Source organism: Acinetobacter lactucae (genome assembly GCF_001605885.1).
Taxonomy (GTDB): domain Bacteria; phylum Pseudomonadota; class Gammaproteobacteria; order Pseudomonadales; family Moraxellaceae; genus Acinetobacter; species Acinetobacter lactucae.
Genome location: NZ_LRPE01000001.1, coordinates 1 through 19,727 on the forward strand (window position 1 = coordinate 1; position 19,727 = coordinate 19,727).

The 19,727-nt window shown below is 37.6% G+C and carries 17 protein-coding genes; 6 read left to right on the top strand and 11 right to left on the bottom strand.

Features of this window, described 5'->3' with window-relative positions; genetic code table 11:
- Positions 1 to 374: 374 nt before the first annotated feature.
- From gloB to AWW73_RS00050, 10 genes are all read right to left on the bottom strand, one after another.
- Positions 375 to 1,106 (bottom strand): hydroxyacylglutathione hydrolase, encoded by a 732-nt coding sequence (gloB, locus tag AWW73_RS00005; RefSeq protein ID WP_061874604.1) that lies wholly within the window; start codon positions 1,104 to 1,106, stop codon positions 375 to 377.
- 157 nt (positions 1,107 to 1,263) lie between these two features.
- Positions 1,264 to 1,959 carry a methionine ABC transporter permease gene (locus tag AWW73_RS00010; protein ID WP_016145839.1) on the bottom strand — a complete coding sequence of 232 codons (696 nt, stop codon included), beginning with the start codon at positions 1,957 to 1,959 and terminating at the stop codon, positions 1,264 to 1,266.
- On the bottom strand, positions 1,956 to 2,981 hold the full coding sequence (locus AWW73_RS00015) for a methionine ABC transporter ATP-binding protein (protein ID WP_016145838.1): 1,026 nt from the start codon (positions 2,979 to 2,981) through the stop codon (positions 1,956 to 1,958). The genes AWW73_RS00010 and AWW73_RS00015 overlap by 4 nt, the downstream gene beginning before the upstream one ends.
- A gap of 75 nt (positions 2,982 to 3,056) precedes the next feature.
- Entirely contained in the window at positions 3,057 to 3,929 is an 873-nt protein-coding gene (locus AWW73_RS00020) for a MetQ/NlpA family ABC transporter substrate-binding protein (RefSeq protein WP_057105496.1), read from the bottom strand.
- Between the two features lie 483 nt (positions 3,930 to 4,412).
- The gene (gene purD / locus AWW73_RS00025; protein ID WP_062848360.1) at positions 4,413 to 5,699 is read right to left on the bottom strand and encodes a phosphoribosylamine--glycine ligase; all 1,287 of its coding nucleotides are present in this window, start codon (positions 5,697 to 5,699) and stop codon (positions 4,413 to 4,415) included.
- 123 nt (positions 5,700 to 5,822) lie between these two features.
- Entirely contained in the window at positions 5,823 to 7,397 is a 1,575-nt protein-coding gene (gene purH, locus AWW73_RS00030) for a bifunctional phosphoribosylaminoimidazolecarboxamide formyltransferase/IMP cyclohydrolase (protein WP_062848417.1), read from the bottom strand.
- An 85-nt stretch (positions 7,398 to 7,482) separates the two neighbouring features.
- Positions 7,483 to 7,752 (bottom strand): DNA-binding transcriptional regulator Fis, encoded by a 270-nt coding sequence (gene fis, locus AWW73_RS00035; RefSeq protein WP_001086304.1) that lies wholly within the window; start codon positions 7,750 to 7,752, stop codon positions 7,483 to 7,485.
- Positions 7,753 to 8,128: 376 nt separating this feature from the next.
- Positions 8,129 to 8,974 carry a zinc-ribbon and DUF3426 domain-containing protein gene (locus AWW73_RS00040; protein WP_062848361.1) on the bottom strand — a complete coding sequence of 282 codons (846 nt, stop codon included), beginning with the start codon at positions 8,972 to 8,974 and terminating at the stop codon, positions 8,129 to 8,131.
- Positions 8,975 to 8,986: 12 nt separating this feature from the next.
- Positions 8,987 to 9,892 (bottom strand): 50S ribosomal protein L11 methyltransferase, encoded by a 906-nt coding sequence (prmA, locus tag AWW73_RS00045; RefSeq protein WP_016145833.1) that lies wholly within the window; start codon positions 9,890 to 9,892, stop codon positions 8,987 to 8,989.
- A 155-nt stretch (positions 9,893 to 10,047) separates the two neighbouring features.
- Positions 10,048 to 10,278 carry a hypothetical protein gene (locus tag AWW73_RS00050; protein ID WP_016145832.1) on the bottom strand — a complete coding sequence of 77 codons (231 nt, stop codon included), beginning with the start codon at positions 10,276 to 10,278 and terminating at the stop codon, positions 10,048 to 10,050.
- A gap of 232 nt (positions 10,279 to 10,510) precedes the next feature.
- Between AWW73_RS00050 and mnmG the strand changes: the two genes are divergently transcribed.
- From mnmG to AWW73_RS00080, 6 genes are all read left to right on the top strand, one after another.
- Positions 10,511 to 12,391: a tRNA uridine-5-carboxymethylaminomethyl(34) synthesis enzyme MnmG gene (mnmG, locus tag AWW73_RS00055; RefSeq protein WP_057105493.1), complete on the top strand. Its 1,881-nt coding sequence runs from the start codon at positions 10,511 to 10,513 to the stop codon at positions 12,389 to 12,391.
- Positions 12,392 to 13,154: 763 nt separating this feature from the next.
- A complete protein-coding gene (locus AWW73_RS00060) occupies positions 13,155 to 15,344 on the top strand; it encodes a TonB-dependent siderophore receptor (RefSeq protein WP_062848362.1) in 2,190 nt (729 codons plus the stop codon).
- 53 nt (positions 15,345 to 15,397) lie between these two features.
- The gene (locus AWW73_RS18230) at positions 15,398 to 15,787 is read left to right on the top strand and encodes a Fur family transcriptional regulator (RefSeq protein ID WP_016145829.1); all 390 of its coding nucleotides are present in this window, start codon (positions 15,398 to 15,400) and stop codon (positions 15,785 to 15,787) included.
- A 30-nt stretch (positions 15,788 to 15,817) separates the two neighbouring features.
- Complete coding sequence (locus AWW73_RS00070; protein ID WP_065129196.1) at positions 15,818 to 16,168, top strand: hypothetical protein; 351 nt, start codon at positions 15,818 to 15,820, stop codon at positions 16,166 to 16,168.
- Positions 16,168 to 17,895, top strand: coding sequence for a PepSY-associated TM helix domain-containing protein (locus AWW73_RS00075; protein WP_016145827.1), 1,728 nt, complete (start codon positions 16,168 to 16,170; stop codon positions 17,893 to 17,895). The genes AWW73_RS00070 and AWW73_RS00075 overlap by 1 nt, the downstream gene beginning before the upstream one ends.
- Entirely contained in the window at positions 17,892 to 18,233 is a 342-nt protein-coding gene (locus AWW73_RS00080; protein ID WP_062848363.1) for a DUF3325 domain-containing protein, read from the top strand. The genes AWW73_RS00075 and AWW73_RS00080 overlap by 4 nt, the downstream gene beginning before the upstream one ends.
- Positions 18,234 to 18,599: 366 nt before the next feature.
- Here AWW73_RS00080 and AWW73_RS19045 read toward each other — a convergent pair whose 3' ends face one another.
- Positions 18,600 to 19,607 (bottom strand): helix-turn-helix transcriptional regulator, encoded by a 1,008-nt coding sequence (locus tag AWW73_RS19045; RefSeq protein ID WP_057105704.1) that lies wholly within the window; start codon positions 19,605 to 19,607, stop codon positions 18,600 to 18,602.
- Between the last annotated feature and the right edge of the window lie 120 nt (positions 19,608 to 19,727).

Consider the following 19,727-nt stretch of genomic DNA (forward strand, 5'->3'; position numbering starts at 1 on the left):
TTAACAACCTTTTTCACGTGAGAACTCCTTCTATCCGTGGCATTACATCTTATTTATTAATAGGGTTTTAATTAGATTTTTTAAAGGGGGAAAACTTTGTTTTATTTTGCAAGTTGTAAAAAAAGTAAGATAGAGAAAGGAAATTTTTGTTTTTTATAAAATTGTGAGGATGTTATGTAACTAAAAAATAAAACTTTTTTATTTAAAATATTATTTCTTGGCATGTTTTAAAAAAAGTATAAATTTGGCGAAATTTTCAAAAAATTTGAATAAATAAGAATAAAGTAAATGTAAAAAATAATTACGATCAAAAAGCCTTATGCAAAAAGATACAGTTTTTAAAATGAAACTGTATCTTTTATTGAAAATTAATTTTAGAAATTATCTTTAAGGGCGCGTAGGTGAGCAAAGTCTTCAACACTTTCTGCACGAAGAAAAGGATTGGTTGCTAATTCAAGTTCAATCGTACTCGGCAGGGTGATTGATCCTTGTTTACGTCGCTCACGGACTTCTTCTGCTCGTTCAGATAAAGCATGGTTATGAGGCTCTACCGTTAAGGCAAATTCAGCATTTGAAAGTGTGTATTCATGCGTACAATAAACTTTGGTTTGTGTAGGTAATGCTGCTAGACGGCTCAGTGAGTGATACATTTGTTCAGCCGTACCTTCAAATAATCGACCACATCCCATTGCAAACAAAGTGTCGCCGCAGAATACAGCTTCTAATTCTTCAATAAAATAAACAATATGTCCTAAAGTGTGGCCAGGGGTCGCAATAATCTCTACTTTTAAATCATTAAACTTTAGATGATCATTATGTTGTAAGGGGTGGGTGATTCCCGGAATTTTTGTAAGCTCATCACGTGGACCATACACTGTAATATTTTGAGCAGCAGTAAGATCAGCCACACCTCCAATATGGTCTTTGTGCCAATGGGTGAGCCAGATCTGTTTTAAAGTGAGTTGATGATTTTGACAAAATTGAGTAACAAGTTCTGCTTCTGTTGGATCAACTGCAACGGCTTGTTGGGTTTCAGTATCTTCTAAAATCCAGATATAGTTTTGGAGGGCATTCTGCACATCAATAAAATGAATTCTATAACGCATTGTTTTATCCTAAAACCAAATCCAAAAAGTAAATAAATAATCACTGATTTTGATCATAACAGAAAATGGTATTAACTCACGCACTCAACTGTTTGATAAAAAAGATTCATATCAAACAAAAAAAGCCCCCTGAAGGGAGCTTTTTATAATCGATAATTTAACGTATCTTTGCGAGCCAGTTGCCTAGTGTCTGTACAATCTGTACTAAGAGCAATAGAACAATCACTGTTAAAATTACAACGCTTGTATCAAAACGTTGGTAACCATACGAAATAGCTAAATCACCAATACCACCTGCACCAACTGCACCAGCCATTGCTGTTGCGCCAATCAAACTGATGGTTGCTGTGGTTAGGTTTAAAATGAGTGAACTGCGTGCTTCTGGCAAAACAAAGCGAGAGATAATTTGCCAAGGTGTAGCACCCATTGCTTGAGCAGATTCAATAATTCCTTCATTTACTTCAAGCAAGGAAGTCTCAATCAGACGTCCCATATAGGGCCCAACGTAAATAGTTAAAGGAACGATCGCTGCCCATGTACCAATTGAAGTGCCTACCAATAACTTGGTAAGAGGAATCACTGCAATAAGTAAAATAATAAATGGCAGAGAGCGTAACGCATTTACAATCGGGTTGAGTAAATGATAAATGAATCTATTCGGCAAAATACCTTCTGGACGAGTTACAAGCAGGATAATCCCTTGAATGAATCCCCAAATACCACCAAATAAAAGCGCAAAGAACACCATGTGAAATGTTTCTTGCAATGCTGTTACAAACTGGTCAATTGAAAGGGAGCTGTGCCAGAACGGCTGAGTAAGTTCAGTTAACCACTGTACGATTAAATCTCTCATACTTGATCTCCTGATTGAACTACACTCACTTCATTTTGTTCTAAAAACTCGATAGCCTGCTGAATCAACTCAGGCTCACCTAGAAGCTGTACAAACATTTGACCAATTACAGTACCATTAATTTCAGTCATGTTAGCGAACAAGATATTTAAGCTAATATCAAATTGTTTAATCAATGACTGAATTACAGGCTCTTGAGCTGAGCGGCCTAAGAACTGTAAACAGTAGATGCTGTGGTGATGCTGATTTTCGAGTTGATTTAAAATATTCACAGGTAACTGTTGATGTAAAACAGTCTGAATAAAGTTTTTAGTCGTCGGATGTTGAGGATTACTAAAGATATCAATCGTTGAACCTTGTTCAATGACTTTACCTGCTTCCATCACAGCTACATGATCACAAACGGTTTCAATGACATCCATTTCATGGGTCACCATAACAATTGTGATTTTTTGCTCTTGATTGATTTTCTTGAGTAACTCTAAAACAGACTTGGTTGTTTGCGGGTCCAGGGCAGAGGTTGCTTCATCACACAAAAGAATTTTTGGATGATTTGCCAAAGCACGAGCAATACCGACACGTTGCTTTTGGCCGCCAGAAAGTTCATCAGGATAAGCATCTTTTTTATGCTTAAGATCAATGAACTCCAATAACTCATTTAAGCGCTTTTCACGTTCTGCCTTATTGTAATTCAGCAGACGCATTGGCATTTCGATATTTTCAGCAACCGTCTTGGTTTGTAGCAAATTGAAGTGCTGAAAAATCATACCAATATTTGCACGTTCCTGACGTAATGAACGCGCATCCAAAGCAGTGAAGTCCTTTTGATTAATGATAACCTGACCTTCATTTGGTCGTTCAAGTAAGTTAATCAGGCGGATTAAAGTACTTTTACCTGCACCACTATAGCCAATAATCCCAAAAATACTTCCTTCTGGAATTTCCAAATTAATTTGGTCCAGAGCTCGTATGGTTTGGCCTTTAAGCTGATAGTGCTTTGAAATGTTTTTAAATTGAATCATGTCGTCAAAAACTATGCTAAAAAGAAAAAACAGGCAAAGAGTCTTTGCCTGTTTCGCGTTGCAGCTATTATATTACTATTTAGCTTCCGTGAGGTAGCTGATTGGCTGATTCACGTCAACTTTTGTACCACCAAAGTGTTGTTCAACGTATTTTTTAACAGCTTCAGTGTGGTATAGCTGACCAACCTTCTGAAGAATTGGGTCATCTTTACGAGATTCAGCTGTTGCAAGAATGTTTACATTCAGTTTAGTACTCTGGTCAACAGGCTCGTAGTAGATAGAATCTTTAAGTACGTTCAGACCACCTTCTAACGCTAACGTATTACCTAAAACGATCGCATCAACTTCATCTTTTACGCGTACAGCTGTCGCCATTTGAATTGGTTTAATATCAATTTTTTTGCTGTTATCGATAATATCACTTGGTGTACCTTTAGCAGGATCGAAGTCAGCTTTAAGTTTGATTAAGCCAGCACTTTGTAATAACAATAACGCGCGAGCTTCATTCGCTGCATCATTAGGAATTGCAATGCTTGCACCTTGAGGGAATTCTTCTACTTTTTTATGTTTACTTGAGTAGATACCCATTGGTTCAAGATAAGTTGTAGCAACTGGAGCAATTTTATCTTTGTTTGATGCATTGAAAGCAACCAAATATGCATAAGATTGGAATGCATTTAGGTCAACTTCTTTATTTGCTACAGCTGTATTCATTGCAACATAATCAGTGAAGTTTTTCACTTCAAGCTTAATACCAGCAGCTTTAGTTTCTGGTAGAGTCGAAATATAACGCCAGATATCAGCGTCAGAACCAGTTGAGGCAATAACCACAGTTTGAAGTTGTGATGAATCACCACTCTTTCCAGCTTGTGGTTCACTTTGTTGTTTACCGCAGGCTGCAAGTAATAGCACAGACACGCTTAAAAAAAGACTGATCAGCTTTTTCATGTAAAAAAAGTCCTGATTAAGTGAGAAATCAACTATTCGAGTTGGCTCTCAACTAGAAAAGAAATAAGTTTTGTTGCAACATCACAAAGTTTTCAATACTAAAAGTTATCACTTATAACTCTTTTCTAATTCTTCAGATACTTGATTTGCCGTCATAAGCTGAGCTAAATAAAACTATTTTCACAACAGTTTTATTTTGTGTTATCAGTCTTAAACGATCTCTAAAAGTATTCAATGTTAAAAATAACTATTATCCCTAACAGAATTAGATGATGAGCCCTAATATTTAAAGGCACAATAACTTTGTGAAAAGTTCCAACGCTTTGACTAATCATATCAATAAAAACATATTCAATATAGTGGACATGTTTCGATCTGATTGATTGGAAGTGAATAAAAATTGGGATTTATATGAAATCTTTTGATAAGTGAAAATAAAATAGAAAGTCCTCTTTCATAGAGGACTTTCTATAAATTGAGTTTTTACTCAGCTTTTTCACGTGCAATTGCGCGGTAACCAATGTCACTACGATATTGCATACCTGTGAATGTAACTTGTCCACATACTTCAAGCGCATTAATCTGTGCTTCAAGAACGCTGTCACCCAACGCAGTTACACAAAGAACTCGACCACCAGAAGTCACGATGTGACCATCTTCACGAGTTGCAGTACCTGCGTGGAAAATTTTAGTATCTTCAGGTGATTGTCCAATACCTGAAATTACATCGCCTTTGCGTACGCTATCAGGATAGCCTTCGGATGCAAGTACGATACCGATTGACTTACGTTCATCCCATTCAGCTTCTTTTGGTAAATTGCCAGCAATACCAGCTTCTACCAATTCAACAAGAGATGACTTTAAGCGCATCATGATGGGTTGAGTTTCAGGATCACCAAAACGACAGTTAAACTCGATTACACGTGGTTGACCTTGTTCATCAATCATTAAGCCAGCATATAAGAAACCAGTGTAGACATGTCCGTCAGCAGCCATACCTTCAACAGTCGGACGCATGATTTCAGTCATAACGCGTTCGAAAATCTCAGAAGTTACCACTGGGGCAGGAGAGTAGGCACCCATACCACCCGTATTAGGACCTTGGTCACCTTCAAAAATACGCTTGTGATCTTGTGAAGTTGCCATTGGTAAAATATTTTTACCATCAATCATACAAATGAAAGAAGCTTCTTCGCCTGCAAGGAACTGTTCAATTACCACACGTGAACCAGCATCACCGAATTTGTTGCCAGCAAGCATGTCATCAATTGCTGCAAAAGCTTCTTCGTTGGTCATTGCAACGATTACACCTTTACCAGCAGCAAGACCATCGGCCTTAATTACAATCGGTGCACCATTTTTTTCAACATAAGCTTTAGCTGCATCAACTTCCGTAAATACTTCGTAAAAAGCAGTTGGAATGTTATGACGCTTTAAAAAATGTTTAGCAAATGCTTTTGAGCCTTCAAGCTGAGCAGCATATTGAGTTGGTCCCCAAATTTTTAGACCTGCTTCACGTGCAGCATCTACTACACCATTCACTAAAGGTGCTTCTGGGCCAACAATAACCAGCTCAACATTATTTTCTTTAGCAAAAGCAATAATTGCAGGGTTGTCTAAAATATCAAGTTGAACATTTACACATTTGTCTTCTGTTGCTGTACCAGCATTACCAGGTGCAACGAAAACTTGAGTAACTTTGGTATCTTGCGCGATTTTCCATGCTAAAGCATGTTCACGACCACCACTACCTAAAACTAAAATATTCATTTTTAATTTGTTCCTTAACTTTAATCCTTTTCATCCCCCTCTATCCCTCAAGGTGGAGTTTAGCTCCATTATTGTGGAAAACCCTCCTGAATAAAAGGAGGGTTAGGGAGGACTAAATTTAAATTAGTGGCGGAAATGGCGCATACCAGTGAAGACCATTGCAATACCAGCTTCATCTGCTGCTGCGATTACTTCTTCATCACGCATAGAACCACCTGGTTGAATGATACATTTAATGCCAGCTTTAGCCGCATTATCAATGCCGTCACGGAATGGGAAGAATGCGTCAGAAGCCATTACAGCACCTTCAACAACTAACCCCGCATGTTCAGCTTTAATGGCAGCAATACGAGCTGAGTTAACACGGCTCATTTGACCTGCACCTACACCAATAGTTTGGCGGTTTTTAGCATAAACAATTGCGTTTGATTTTACGTATTTTGCAACTTTCCAAGCAAAGATAAGATCATCAATTTCTTGCTCAGTTGGCGCACGCTTAGTAACTACTTTAAGATCATCTTTAGTAATCATATCTAAGTCTTGATCTTGAACAAGTAAGCCGCCATTAACACGTTTGTAGTCAAGTTGCGGCGCGCGTGCATCAATTGCAGGTAACTCGCCACATACTAAAACACGAACGTTTTTCTTAGCGCCAGTTACTTCAAGTACGCCATCAGCAATACTTGGAGCAATAATCACTTCAACGAATTGACGCTCTACAATTGCATGAGCAGTTGCAACATCTAATTCACGGTTGAATGCAATAATGCCGCCGAAAGCAGATTCTGGATCAGTCGCATAAGCTAAATCGTAAGCAGCTTTAATGCCGTCTAAAGAAACAGCAACACCACAAGGGTTAGCATGTTTTACGATAACACAAGCAGGTTTTGCGAATGATTTAACACATTCAAGTGCTGCATCTGTATCTGCAATGTTGTTATAAGACAATTCTTTGCCTTGTAACTGTTTTGCAGTAGAAACTGATGCCTCTTTTGCGTTAGCTTCAACATAAAAAGCAGCTGATTGATGTGGGTTTTCACCGTAACGTAAATCTTGTGCTTTGTTCAATTGAGTATTGAACGTACGAGGGAATAAGTCAGCTTCACCTTCGGTCTTACCAACGCGAGCGCCTAAGTAAGAAGCGATCATGCCGTCGTATTGAGCTGTATGTTCAAATGCTTTAACTGCTAAATCGAAACGCGTTTCATAAGAAAGTGAACCAGCAGTTTTTAATTCATTAATTACAGTGTCGTAATCAGAAGCATTTACAACGATACCTACTGAAGCATGGTTTTTAGCAGCCGCACGAACCATTGTAGGACCACCGATGTCGATATTTTCGATAGCATCAGGGAGAGTACAATCTGGTTTTGCAACAGTTGCAGCAAATGGATAAAGGTTTACAACAACAAGATCAATCGGATCGATGTTGTGCTCTTGCATAACTGCTTCATCTAAACCGCGACGAGCAAGAATACCGCCATGAATTTTTGGATGTAATGTCTTAACACGACCATCCATCATTTCAGGGAAACCAGTATGTTCAGATACTTCTACAACCGCGATATTATTATCTTTAAGCAACTTGTATGTGCCGCCTGTAGATAATAGTTCTACCCCTAGAGCTGCAAGGTTTTGAGCAAATTCGACAATTCCTGTCTTATCAGATACAGAAATCAAAGCACGTTTAATAGTCATGATGTTTAATTCAACAATTTCAAGTCTACGGATTAAAACCAATAAGCATAAAAAAATGCCCACGACGTCGTGAGCATTTTATCATTTATTCACTCATTAAACCGTGAGCTTTTAACTTTTTACGTAAAGTGCCACGGTTGAGTCCAAGAATCTCTGCAGCACGTGTTTGATTACCACGCGTATATTCAAGAACTACAGATAAAAGAGGTTTCTCCATTTCTGCTAGCACCATGTCATATACCTGAGATGGTTGCTCACCTTGCAATTGTGCAAAATAATGGCGAACTGCGCGATCCACGTGGATGCGAAGAGCAACATCAGATTGTGCAGTAAAAATAGGAGATTTGCTATTCATGCGAGTTAATCCGAAAATCAAATACTAACTTGGGTAAAGTAGTATATAAATGTGGTCTAAAAATACGGAGTCCTGTTTTAGATCCTAAAACAGTGACTCTAAAACATAAGAACAATTAGCTTGCCATATTTCTTCGTATTGAATAAAAAATAAGCGTAACAATAATTAAATATTTGTTACAGCCCCCTCAAAAACAAAAAAAGTTAGGCTATGCGCTTAAAGTAGAAAAGCACACATGCTTAACAGTATTTTTTTTGGATTGAGAGCGAGGAGTATATGAGTCAAAGCTTTCGTGGCGCGTATCATACCATTGTCTAGGAAAAAGTGAGCAAATTAACTGCATTTTTTTTTATTTTTTTTTCACTTTTTTTACATTTTAGGGGTGGACAATTTCTAATCGATAATTTACTAGCCTTTTTTTGCTTTTGTTTAGCTCAAATTGGAATCGGAAAGGAGTGTTTGATGGAATGCGTTGAATGCCCCGTAAATTTTCAACTAGATATTGTTGAGGAGTTAATATGATTTCCTCTGTTTTGTCTGGTTCTGTTGCAAAAATCAACTTTAGGTTAGGAAGCTCAATACTTTTATTATTCTGATTGAGCAATATGCCTGAGAACTGAGTATGGCTTGCGTCAATTTTGCGAACTTTTAACTTTTCTATATAGATAAGTTGATAGAGTTCTGCTGATTTGTTGCAATGTAGTATTTGGCAAACATAATTAAATGCATGGCTCACTGTTGGGCTTGCATGCATGAGTTTAGGATTAAACCAAAGAATCTGGAAAGTAAAAACTAAAATCAAAATAAGGTTGGCAGAGCTCCAAAGTGTATAGTACAGCCAGCTATGCTTTTTATTATTGTCTTGCTCTTGTGGGGATGCTTGCTCAGCTAAATTAAGGTTGGGTAGAGCATTAATAGGTTCGTTGTGAAAATAATTTAAGTTATTGAGATAAGTTAATAGATCAATATTAGAGTTCTCAACTTTTTGATCAAAGATATCTAACACGTGAGAATGTGTCATATACCTAGTTTGCATTGAACCATTGGTTAACGCTGTTGAATTGACCATGACTGGCTGTTCAATATTAATCAGATTGGTTAATGCATTAAAGCTCAAATCACATTTAGGGCAACAAACCATACCCTGAGCAACAGTCAATTGAGTAAGAGATACTTTATAGACTGTTAAACACTTAGGGCAGCGGGTTTGTTTTTCATTCATGAGTTAAAAATCTCAATTTATTTTTTTACGTTTTCCTGAAATGCGACACCAGTTTTCTTCGCGCTTTTCGACATCTAATATATCAAAAAATTCAGAATAAACACGTGAGACATCAGCAACTTGCTCTTCGATTACACCGGCAAGTGCGAACTCGCCCTCAGATTTAATTAAATTTGCAAATTCAGGCGCAAGTGCCATCAATGGACCCGCTAAAATATTTGCAACTAAAACATCAGCCTGTTGAGGTTTGAATTCTTGATCAAATTCTTCTGGAAGACCTACATATAGGCGATCTAATACACCGTTGAGTTCTGCATTTTGCTTTGTGGCTAAAACAGCTTGAGGGTCGATATCAGTAGCGTATACTTTTTTAGCACCTAATAATAAAGCTGCTACGCCCAAAATGCCTGAACCACAGCCATAATCAATCACGATTTTATCTTTAACGTCAGTTTTACCCAGCCATTGTAAGCATAGGAAAGTACTTGCGTGATTACCTGTACCAAACGCAAGACCTGGATCTAACTTAATATTAGTTGCGTCTGCTTCTGGTGGTTCTAACCATTCAGGTACGATCCAGAACTTTTCCCCAATCTGAATTGGTTCATAATAATCCATCCATGCACGTTCCCACACTTGATCTTCAAGTTCTTCATGGCGCATAGGAACATCTGGAAGTTGAGCTTTTAAGAAAGCTTCTAAAGTGTCGACATCAATTGGGTCTTGTTCGTCTTGTTGATAGATGCCTGTCACAATCACTTTGTTCCATAAAGGTGTTTCACCTGGTAATGGTTCAAGTAAAGCCTGATCTTCAGCATCATCCAGCGTTACGCTTACCGCACCTAGAGACATTAAAAGTGTTTCTGTGAACTCAACTTGTTCTTGATCAACGGTAATGTGTATTTGTAACCACTTCACGAAAAGGACCTAAAAATTTTATTTAAAGGCGTATTGTAGCGGACTAGACCATTTTAAAAAAGAAAGCGGCCCATCTTTAATGGACCGCCTTTGAAAATATTGATGAGATATAGCAGAAAATAAGTAATCTCTTCTATACCTTGGGTCAAAACAAATTAAGGAGCAGGGGCTTTAAATTGTAACTTGCCATTTTCATTTGGTTGGCAAGTACCGTTAAAGATCACACCATTGTGATTGTAAGAAACCCATTCACCTTGCTGTTTTTTTGCACAGACTCGAATTTGTTTTTGCATTTCGGCTTTGCTCGTGTCAGCAGCATGGGTAAAAGTTACGCCTGAAAAACAAATTAGAGATGCAGTTAAGATTTTTAACATGGTCGTTTTCATTTTGTATTCCTTCTCGTTGCGTTAATTTTAAAGTCATAGAAGTGCTGTACATTTTTTATTCTAAGATGAATTAATTTTAAAAACATTCACTTTGTATTGAATTCATGAAACAAAATGTCAAATCATGTGGCGTACCGTAAATTATGTGAAGACAATTTTGTAATTATGTACATCAATAACCAGATAATTTTGCTATAATGTTCCGTCTTTTTTTTCTGGTGTTTTTGTACTCATGCACTATCCTAAAGTTTATGATGTTATCGTTATCGGTGGCGGTCACGCAGGTACGGAAGCGGCCCTTGCTGCTGCGCGTATGGGACGACAGACTTTGCTTTTGACCCATAACATTGAGACTTTGGGCCAAATGAGTTGTAACCCAGCAATCGGTGGTATTGGTAAGTCTCACTTAGTACGTGAAATTGATGCACTTGGTGGTGCAATGGCTTTAGCTGCCGATAAAGGTGGTATTCAGTTCCGTATTTTAAATTCACGTAAAGGTGCAGCTGTGCGTGCAACACGTGCTCAAGCAGACCGTGTGCGTTATAAAGCTGCCATCCGTGAGACTTTGGAAAATCAAGCGAATCTTGATATTTTCCAGCAAGCAGCTGATGACCTAATTGTTGAAGGCGATACCGTTAAAGGTGTTGTGACTCAAATGGGTATCCGTTTTGATACGAAAACGGTTGTGTTGACTACAGGTACATTCTTGGGTGGTGTGATCCACGTTGGTTTAGAAAAATCAAGTGGCGGTCGCGCGGGGGATCCTCCTTCTATCGCTCTTGCTCAGCGTTTACGTGAATTAAAACTACCTGTTGGTCGTTTAAAAACTGGGACTCCACCACGTATTGATGCACGTTCAGTTGATTTTTCAGTCATGATTCCGCAGCCGGGTGATTTCCCGTCTCCAGTGATGTCCTTCATGGGTGATGCTTCTATGCACCCTGAACAAGTAAACTGTTATATCACTCATACAAACGAAAAAACTCACGATATTATTCGCGGTGGTTTAGATCGTTCACCAATGTATACAGGTGTTATTGAAGGTGTTGGACCACGTTACTGTCCATCAATCGAAGATAAGATTCACCGTTTCGCTGATAAAGATTCACATCAAGTATTCTTGGAGCCAGAAGGTCTAGATACACATGAGCTTTATCCTAATGGTATTTCGACTTCTTTACCGTTCGATGTTCAGTTTGAGCTTGTACGCTCAATTCGTGGTATGGAAAACGCTCATATCTTACGTCCGGGCTATGCAATTGAATATGATTATTTCAATCCGCAAGCGTTGAAATTTACCCTCGAAACTAAAGCGATTAATGGCTTGTATTTCGCTGGTCAAATTAATGGTACAACAGGTTACGAAGAAGCTGGTGCACAAGGTTTACTGGCAGGTTTAAATGCTGCACGCCGTGCGTGGGAGCAAGAAGAGTGGACACCTAAACGCGACCAAGCTTATATGGGTGTGCTAGTTGATGACCTGATTACGTTGGGTACTAAAGAACCGTATCGTATGTTTACCTCACGTGCTGAATATCGTTTGATGTTGCGTGAAGATAATGCGGATCAGCGCTTGACGTCTATTGGTCGTGAACTTGGTTTGGTTGATGATATACGTTGGGCTGCTTATTGTGAAAAAATGGAAGCAGTTGAGCGTGAAACCTCTCGTTTACAACATTTATGGGCAGCACCAAATAACCCTATGGGTAAAAAATTCGTTGAAATGACGGGTGCTGATTTGAGTAAAGAATGCAGCGCAATTGATTTGCTTAAGCGTCCTAACATCAACTTTGGTCAAATTGCAGAACTTACTGGTTCTGAAGTTTCAGAGCAAGTGGGCGAGCAAATCGAAATTGCTGTGAAATATGAAGGTTATATTAACCGTCAGCATGAAGATGTAGCTCAATTAAAACGTCTTGAAGAAACCAAAATTCCTGCCGATTTTGACTATGATGTCGTGTCTGGTTTATCTCGCGAAATTACCCAGAAATTAAAAACAGTTCTTCCGGAAACATTAGCTCAAGCAAGCCGTATTCCTGGTGTTACGCCAGCAGCTGTTCAGCTTGTAATGATCACAATTCGTAAGAACAATATGATTAAGAAAACAGCTTAATCATTTGAATGTAGAAAAAGCCCAGTTAAGACTGGGCTTTTTTATGAGTCAAAATTTATAAAAATAAGTGATTTGTATTGTAAAAGTATGTAAATCATTAAGACAGAATTATAATTTAATATGAAATTTTTAAGTTTTTATAATTAATGTTAAAAATTTGTTATTTTTAAATATTTGAAAATTAATATTATTTTTAATTATTTGGTAATGATTATTATTTTCTTCATTTTTTATCCATTTTTTCATGCTTATAGATGAGTAAAATGTATGCGACAAAATTGATAGACATTTGGAATGATTGAGAATGAATCATCTATGAAGGGCGACAAAGATGCGGGTTGAGCTTTCAATATATGTGGAAGGGGTAATCAACATTGCGAGTATTGTGATTAACATAACAGTAAGGACTATTAGACTTACACAGTAAAAGGAGCATGTGTTAAACGTGCTATTAGTGTGAAGTTTAATTTTACTGAAACTGTTATTAACAACAATCCTAAATAATATATCTGATTTTCTTTTTCTTATTTAAGAGCAGAAATAATGATAAAAGAAGCGGGCTTATAAATTATTAAGCTTGCTATTTTTGTTTTGATTTTAAAAATATAAGTTTTATAAATTAAGTTGTTGAATTTTAATATTTAAATAAAATAAATGAGAACGATTATCTATTTTATTTGTATTTATATTTTTATTTGTTACTATGCGTTAACTCATTATTTGCAGTTGCAACTCATCATTAATCTCTGAGGGGAGGCATAGTATGTCCGCGTTCAATATTCCACGTTCTGTTTTGGCTGCTTCAATTTTATTTAGTATGTGCTCCATGGCTGAGTCGGCAGAGGCAACGGATAAGGAGGTAGAAACGGAAACTGTCAAGTTGAATACAATTGTTGTGACTGCTGAAGAGCAGGTGAAGCAATCTCTAGGCGTATCGGTAGTCACATCTGAAGATTTAGAAAAAACACCTGTTGTAAATGATATCTCTGAGATTTTACGCCGCATGCCTGGTGTTAATCTCACTGGAAACAGTTCTACAGGCCAACGTGGCAATAATCGTCAAATTGATATTCGGGGAATGGGGCCAGAAAACACACTCATTTTAATTGATGGCAAACCAGCGACTTCACGTAATTCAGTACGTTACGGTTGGCGTGGAGAGCGTGATACTCGTGGTGATTCTAATTGGGTGCCTGCCGATGCGATTGAGTCGATAGAAGTTTTACGTGGTCCTGCTGCTGCCCGTTATGGGAACGGTGCAATGGGCGGTGTGGTTAATATTATTACCAAAAAAGTTACTAATGAAACCCATGGCTCAGTCGAGGTATATACCAATCAACCTGAAGACAGCAAAGAAGGTAGTAGTAGCCGTGTGAGTGCAACGCTGAGTGGCCCAATTATTAAAGATGTTTTGTCCTATCGCGTATATGGTAATTTCAATAAAACTGATTCGGACGACCCAGATATTAATCCTATAACTGAGAGTGGTACTCGAGCAGGGGCGCGTGAAGGGGTAGAAAATAAAGATATTAATGCACGTTTAGCGTGGCAGATGACAGATCAGCAAACTGTTTTATTAGATGTCGCATCAAGTCGCCAAGGTAATGAGTATACTGGTGATACTCAAAATAGTAATGTTGATGCAACAGATCCAGAAGCGAATGCTTTATTAAATTCACTATTAGGTACCGAAACCAACACGATGTATCGTGATAGTTATGCATTAACGCATGAAGGGGATTGGACTTGGGGTAAGAGCAAGTTTGTAGCTTCGTATGATCAAACGAAAAACAAACGTTTGACAGAGGGGCTTGCGGGCGGACCGGAAGGGCGTATTAACAGTACTGATCGCTCAACTTCACTGCTGGAAACATTGCGTTTTAATGCTGAGGCAAATATTCCTTTTGAAGTTTGGCGCCCACAAAATCTAACTGTCGGTGCTGAGTGGGTTGAAGACGATTTTACCGATTCGGCTAATACTACACAAACCGATGCATCTGGCATTATTAATTTGCCAGCAGATCGTACAAAGATGAATTCGCGGATTGCTTCGGCATATGTTGAAGATAATGTACAGCTGACTGATAGTACCAATGCGGTATTAGCGGTACGTTTTGATGACCATAGTAAGTCTGGCAGTAACTGGAGCCCTAGCTTAAACCTTACTCAAAAGCTGGGTGAGTATTTCACTTTAAAAGGTGGTATTGCAAAGGCATACAAAACTCCAAATTTATATCAAACAGCTGAAGGATATTTATTATTTACCCGAGGAAATGGTTGCCCCGTATCTGTAGATAGTGGCAGTTGCTATTTATTAGGTAATCCTGATCTAAAACCTGAAACATCTATTAATAAAGAGCTGGGAATCCAGTTTGAGAAAGATATTGTTAATGCTAGCTTGGCATGGTTCCGTAATGACTATAAAGATAAGATTACCTCTGGTACAACTGTATTAGATTCTGTTGAAGTTGGAAGTTCAACATATCGACTTCTACAATGGACAAATATTCCTAAAGCGTTGGTGCAAGGTCTTGAAGGAAGTATTGGCCTAGATTGGGGGAATATTCGTTGGACAAACAACTTTACTTGGATGAAAGACTCAATTAACAAAGAAACCGGGAATCCATTATCGATTGTACCGAGCTATACCATTAATTCTATTCTTAACTATGACATTACCGATGCTTTGGATGTCAATTTCGTATATACCCAATACGGCCGTCAAAAACCAATGCAATATGAAGAAACTCGTAATGCTTCGCTGAACCGTGAAACAATTAAAAGTTACAGTATTGCTGGTATTAATTTTGGTTATAAATTTAATCAAAATCTAAGCGGTCGTCTTGGTATAAGCAACTTGTTTGATGAGCAGAAGTTGCGCGATACGTCTATAAATCAAACTTATAATGAACCAGGGCGTGCTTATTATGCATCCTTGAAGTATTCATTCTAAACTTATAAAAGCTAGCTATATGTTCTAGCTAGCTTTTTATATCAAATTGCAAAATGAATATTGCCTCAAAACTAAGATCAAATGGATTAGCTGCTACACGTACCCGTGTTGTACTTTTCCATTTGCTTATAGAAAATCCACAAGGTTTAACAGCCGAAGATATTTATGTGCTGCTTGCTGGAAAAGAAAAGATCAGTATAGGTTCTATTTATCGTATTTTAGTCGACCTAGAAAATCATGGCTTAATCAAGCGAATATTCTATGGTAAAAACAAAAGTATTTATAAATCTGCAGATCAACGAGTAGGTATTAATATTTTTGATTCAAAAACAGGCTTATCTGTTTTATTTCATGATGAAAATATTAATAAGAAACTTGAAAAAATACTTGAAGATTTACCTCCGGATATTATAGGTCTAGAACTGACTTTATATAAGCAATAGTTTTAAATTAAAGTTATCTCGGTGTCTCATATGTTAACGACTGAACCATGCAATTTAATTGCAGAAGAACGTTCGATTAAAAGAAAAGTAAAACATAAAGTAGTTCCTGCAAAATATAGATGGATGATTTTTTATCGATTTATTTTAGCTGGTATCGGTGGATATATTCTTTCTGCTTTAGCCTGTGTTGTATTGAGTTATTTATTCAAAGCTCATCCTGTAGATGCTGTTTTATCTGCAACAATGTTAGCCTTTATTATTTATGTTTCTGTATTTATATGGGTTTTTATAAATCATAGTACTCAAAGAGCAACATGGGGAGTTGTGATTCCATCGGTACTTTTATTTATATTCTATTGGGGACTGAAAGGAATAATATAATGCGTATTGATGGAAATGCAGAAAGCCCGCGTCAGTCGATGTCATGGTTACATACATGGGCGAGTTTAGTTCTAGGTTGGTTGCTATATGCAATTTTTGTGACGGGAACATTAAGCTTTTTTCAAAATGAGATTTCCATTTGGATGAAGCCTGAACTACATCAGTCCATAAATCGTAAAGATCAGTCTCAGCAATTACAATCAGCTATCGCTTATTTACAGCAAAATGCTCCAAATGCTTCGGCATGGAATATCAATTTACCAAATGCACGCAGTACCACGACTGATATTACGATTCGTGGTGAAAACGAAGATCCAAGAGCACGTCGAGGTGGTGAACGTGTCATATTGGATTCAGTCACTGGTGAAAAACTTCAGCCACGTGAAACTCGTGGAGGTGGTTTTCTTTACCGTTTTCATTTTGAGCTTTATGGCCTGCCTCGTGGCTGGGCACGTTGGATTGTAGGTATCGCGACAGTACTTATGTTTGTCGCGATTATCAGTGGTGTGATTACACATAAAAAAATTTTTAAGGATTTCTTTACATTTCGTTCGGGCAAAGGGCAGCGTTCTTGGTTGGATGGCCATAATGCAACAGCAGTACTAGCTTTGCCATTTCATATTATGATTACGTTTAGTGGCTTACTATTATTGATGTACTCATTAATGCCTTACGGTGTTTCTGCTTTATTTCCGGAGGGAAGGCTGCATTTTTTACAAGCACAGCGCGCGCAGCTGAATGGAGAAACTATCCGATCTGCTGAACTCGCTTCTAGTTCACAAAAACTTGATAGCAGTAAACGCAATGGACATGGTGAAGGGGAAAAGGGTCGATTAAATAAAGAAAGAAGTCGTTTGGAGGTTGAAAAGGCACCTCTTGCTGATTTAACACCAATGTTAGCTCAAGCACAAAATTTATGGGGCGATAATCCAGTTGCGTCCTTCAATATCATTTCACCAAACCGTCAAAACAGTGAGGTAGAAATCCGTGCTACATACTCAGAAAGTATTTTAAATCGAGCGATTGTTCCAACACTAATTTTTAATGGTGTTACAGGTGAGTTAATCTCTCAGCCTCAACAGCTCAAAATTAGTGTTCCTATCGGTATTTATAATACCGTTACTGTATTACACGAAGCCCGTGGTGTTGATTTGGGACTACGTTGGCTATTATTCTTTTCGGGTATTTTAGGAACAGTAATGGTTGCATCAGGATTAGTTCTCTGGTGTATCAAACGTGCACCTCAGCAACAAAAGCAGGGCTATAAAAATTTTGGCTATCGTTTGGTTGAGGTTTTAAATATTGCATCAATTTCTGGTTTATTAATTGCGACAGCTGGTTATTTTTACGCAAACCGTTTAATTCCAGTTGCCACTGAAAATCGTAGTTTTTTAGAAATTAAAATATTCTTTATTGTATGGCTGTTAACTCTGCTACATGCGGCTTTACGCCCACATCGAAATGCTTGGTTAGAGCAACTTTTGTTCGGTGCTATTTTATTTTGTGCTATTCCTCTCTTAAATGCTTTAACAGGTGGGCGAGTAATCTGGAGCAGTATTGCAGAGGCTCAATGGGTAGTAGCAACTTTTGATTTGATGAGTTTGGCTCTTGGAATGATTTTGTTGTTTATTTTTTATAAAGTAAAAAAACACAAAGTAGCTGGTATCCACAAAACTAAAAAAAATATAAACCTTGAAAGTGTTGTTGCGAGAGGAGAAGGTCAATGATTGATTTTTTCCTTATTTATTTTTTGTGTCTGCTTGGTTTTTTACACATTTGTTTTTCTATGTCTCGTCATCAACAACAAGTGTTTCAAAAAGTTTTGCAAGCAAAATACAATATTTGGTATTTGATCACTGGTTATAGCATTTTAGTAATCGCATTGGCTCTTTCAATTTATCATTGGGGAGGGTCTATTGGTATATGTTATTGGATTGGTATACTCAGTTTTGCTGCTTTATTAATTATTTGGTTATTAAGTTATTATCCTCTTCAATTGAAACTAGTGAATCAGTTCTTAAGAGTGATCATATTGGTTTTATTCGTGTTTGATCTTTTAGCGTAATTTTCTAGCCCAGTTAAGACTGGGCCTTTTTATTTTCTGTTCAAAAAATATATGGAAACTTCCTAAGGAGGAAAAGAGATTTTGCTTCCTTTTTTTCTTATTTCACATATTTTAAGCCGCCAGTTATATTGAATTCACGTTCAAACAAGAGGGCTTTAATCATGACAATGAAATCAATTCGCTACAATGGATATGAAATGGCATGCCAATGTTCATGTTCAAAATAGCGCAAAAGAAAGAGCAGATCAATTTTGGTGGGGGAGAACATCTTGATCTGAACACAAGTAAAAATATAAGAAGAATATAAAATTAAGAAAATTATAATTCAAAATCTAAAGAGAACCTTATGGTTCTCTTTTTTTATATCTACTTACTATCAGTTTCAATCTCTCGTACAGCATTGTGTACTTGAACTGGTTCAATATGGAGCAGTTTTTTACCGAAACTCCGTAACCACCACACCAGTTGGGATGTAAATGGTACGGTCGCCGTAACTTCGACAATATTTTCTTCAATTGGGGTAATGGTTTGATCTTTACTCAACTGACTTTCATAAAAAGTTTTCGCAGTTTGCTCGGTCATGGTTAAGGTGAGCTGAATTGATTCAGTTGGTTGGTTATAGTCCACTCTAAAGCCTAAAGCCCCTGAGTCAATATAATGATCAATATCAAAATTGACTGGATGCAGTGCTCGACTATCTAATACTTTTGCTGATTTAAAACGGTGCAAGGCAAATGTTTGTACTTCGGTTTTGTCATGTCGTGTGCAAATTAAATAAATGACTGCACCTTTTTGTACCAAAGCCAATGGGTTTAAAACATAGGTTCTGTCTTCTCCCTGATTTACCCGTGCTTTATAAATACATTCAATTTGCTTGTCTTGAAGCAAGCCTTCATAAATTGCTTGTTGAGCATTTCGATCAACTACAGGCGGAATAAGAGGTTGGCTTGCAGGAACAATACGTACACGGTTAATCCACTGTCTCACATTATTTTGAGTAGAGAGGCTGCGTTTGGCTAAATCAAACCATGGTCCCATCTCATCAAGCAGGCTTGGAGGAAGTAAGTGCTTAAGATGCTCCTCAACCATCATAAATGTCACTGCTTGAGAGCTTGTCATATGGGGTAAGCTCTGGATAGGGGCGTCTGATTGCCACCGCCAGCCTTGAGGTACGGCTTTGTTGCTCTCTATCGGAAAACGCTGAGCAATTTGATTTAAGTCACGCTGAATAGTCCTTAAACTGATTTCAATACCTTCTCGCTCAAGCATTTCTTGTAATTCTCGAGTCCCGATCCATTTACCGGTCGGTAGGCGAGACAAGATCTGCCATTGGCGATATAAACTATTCGAAGTTTCTTTTTCTATTACAGACATAAGCGTAATACATCTATATCCAATTGCTTTGGTGTCAACACAATAAAAAATCTTTACAGATTTAGCAAGTTTGTCAGATTCAGTTTATAGCCCATTGGGCAAACGATGATAAGATTTAGA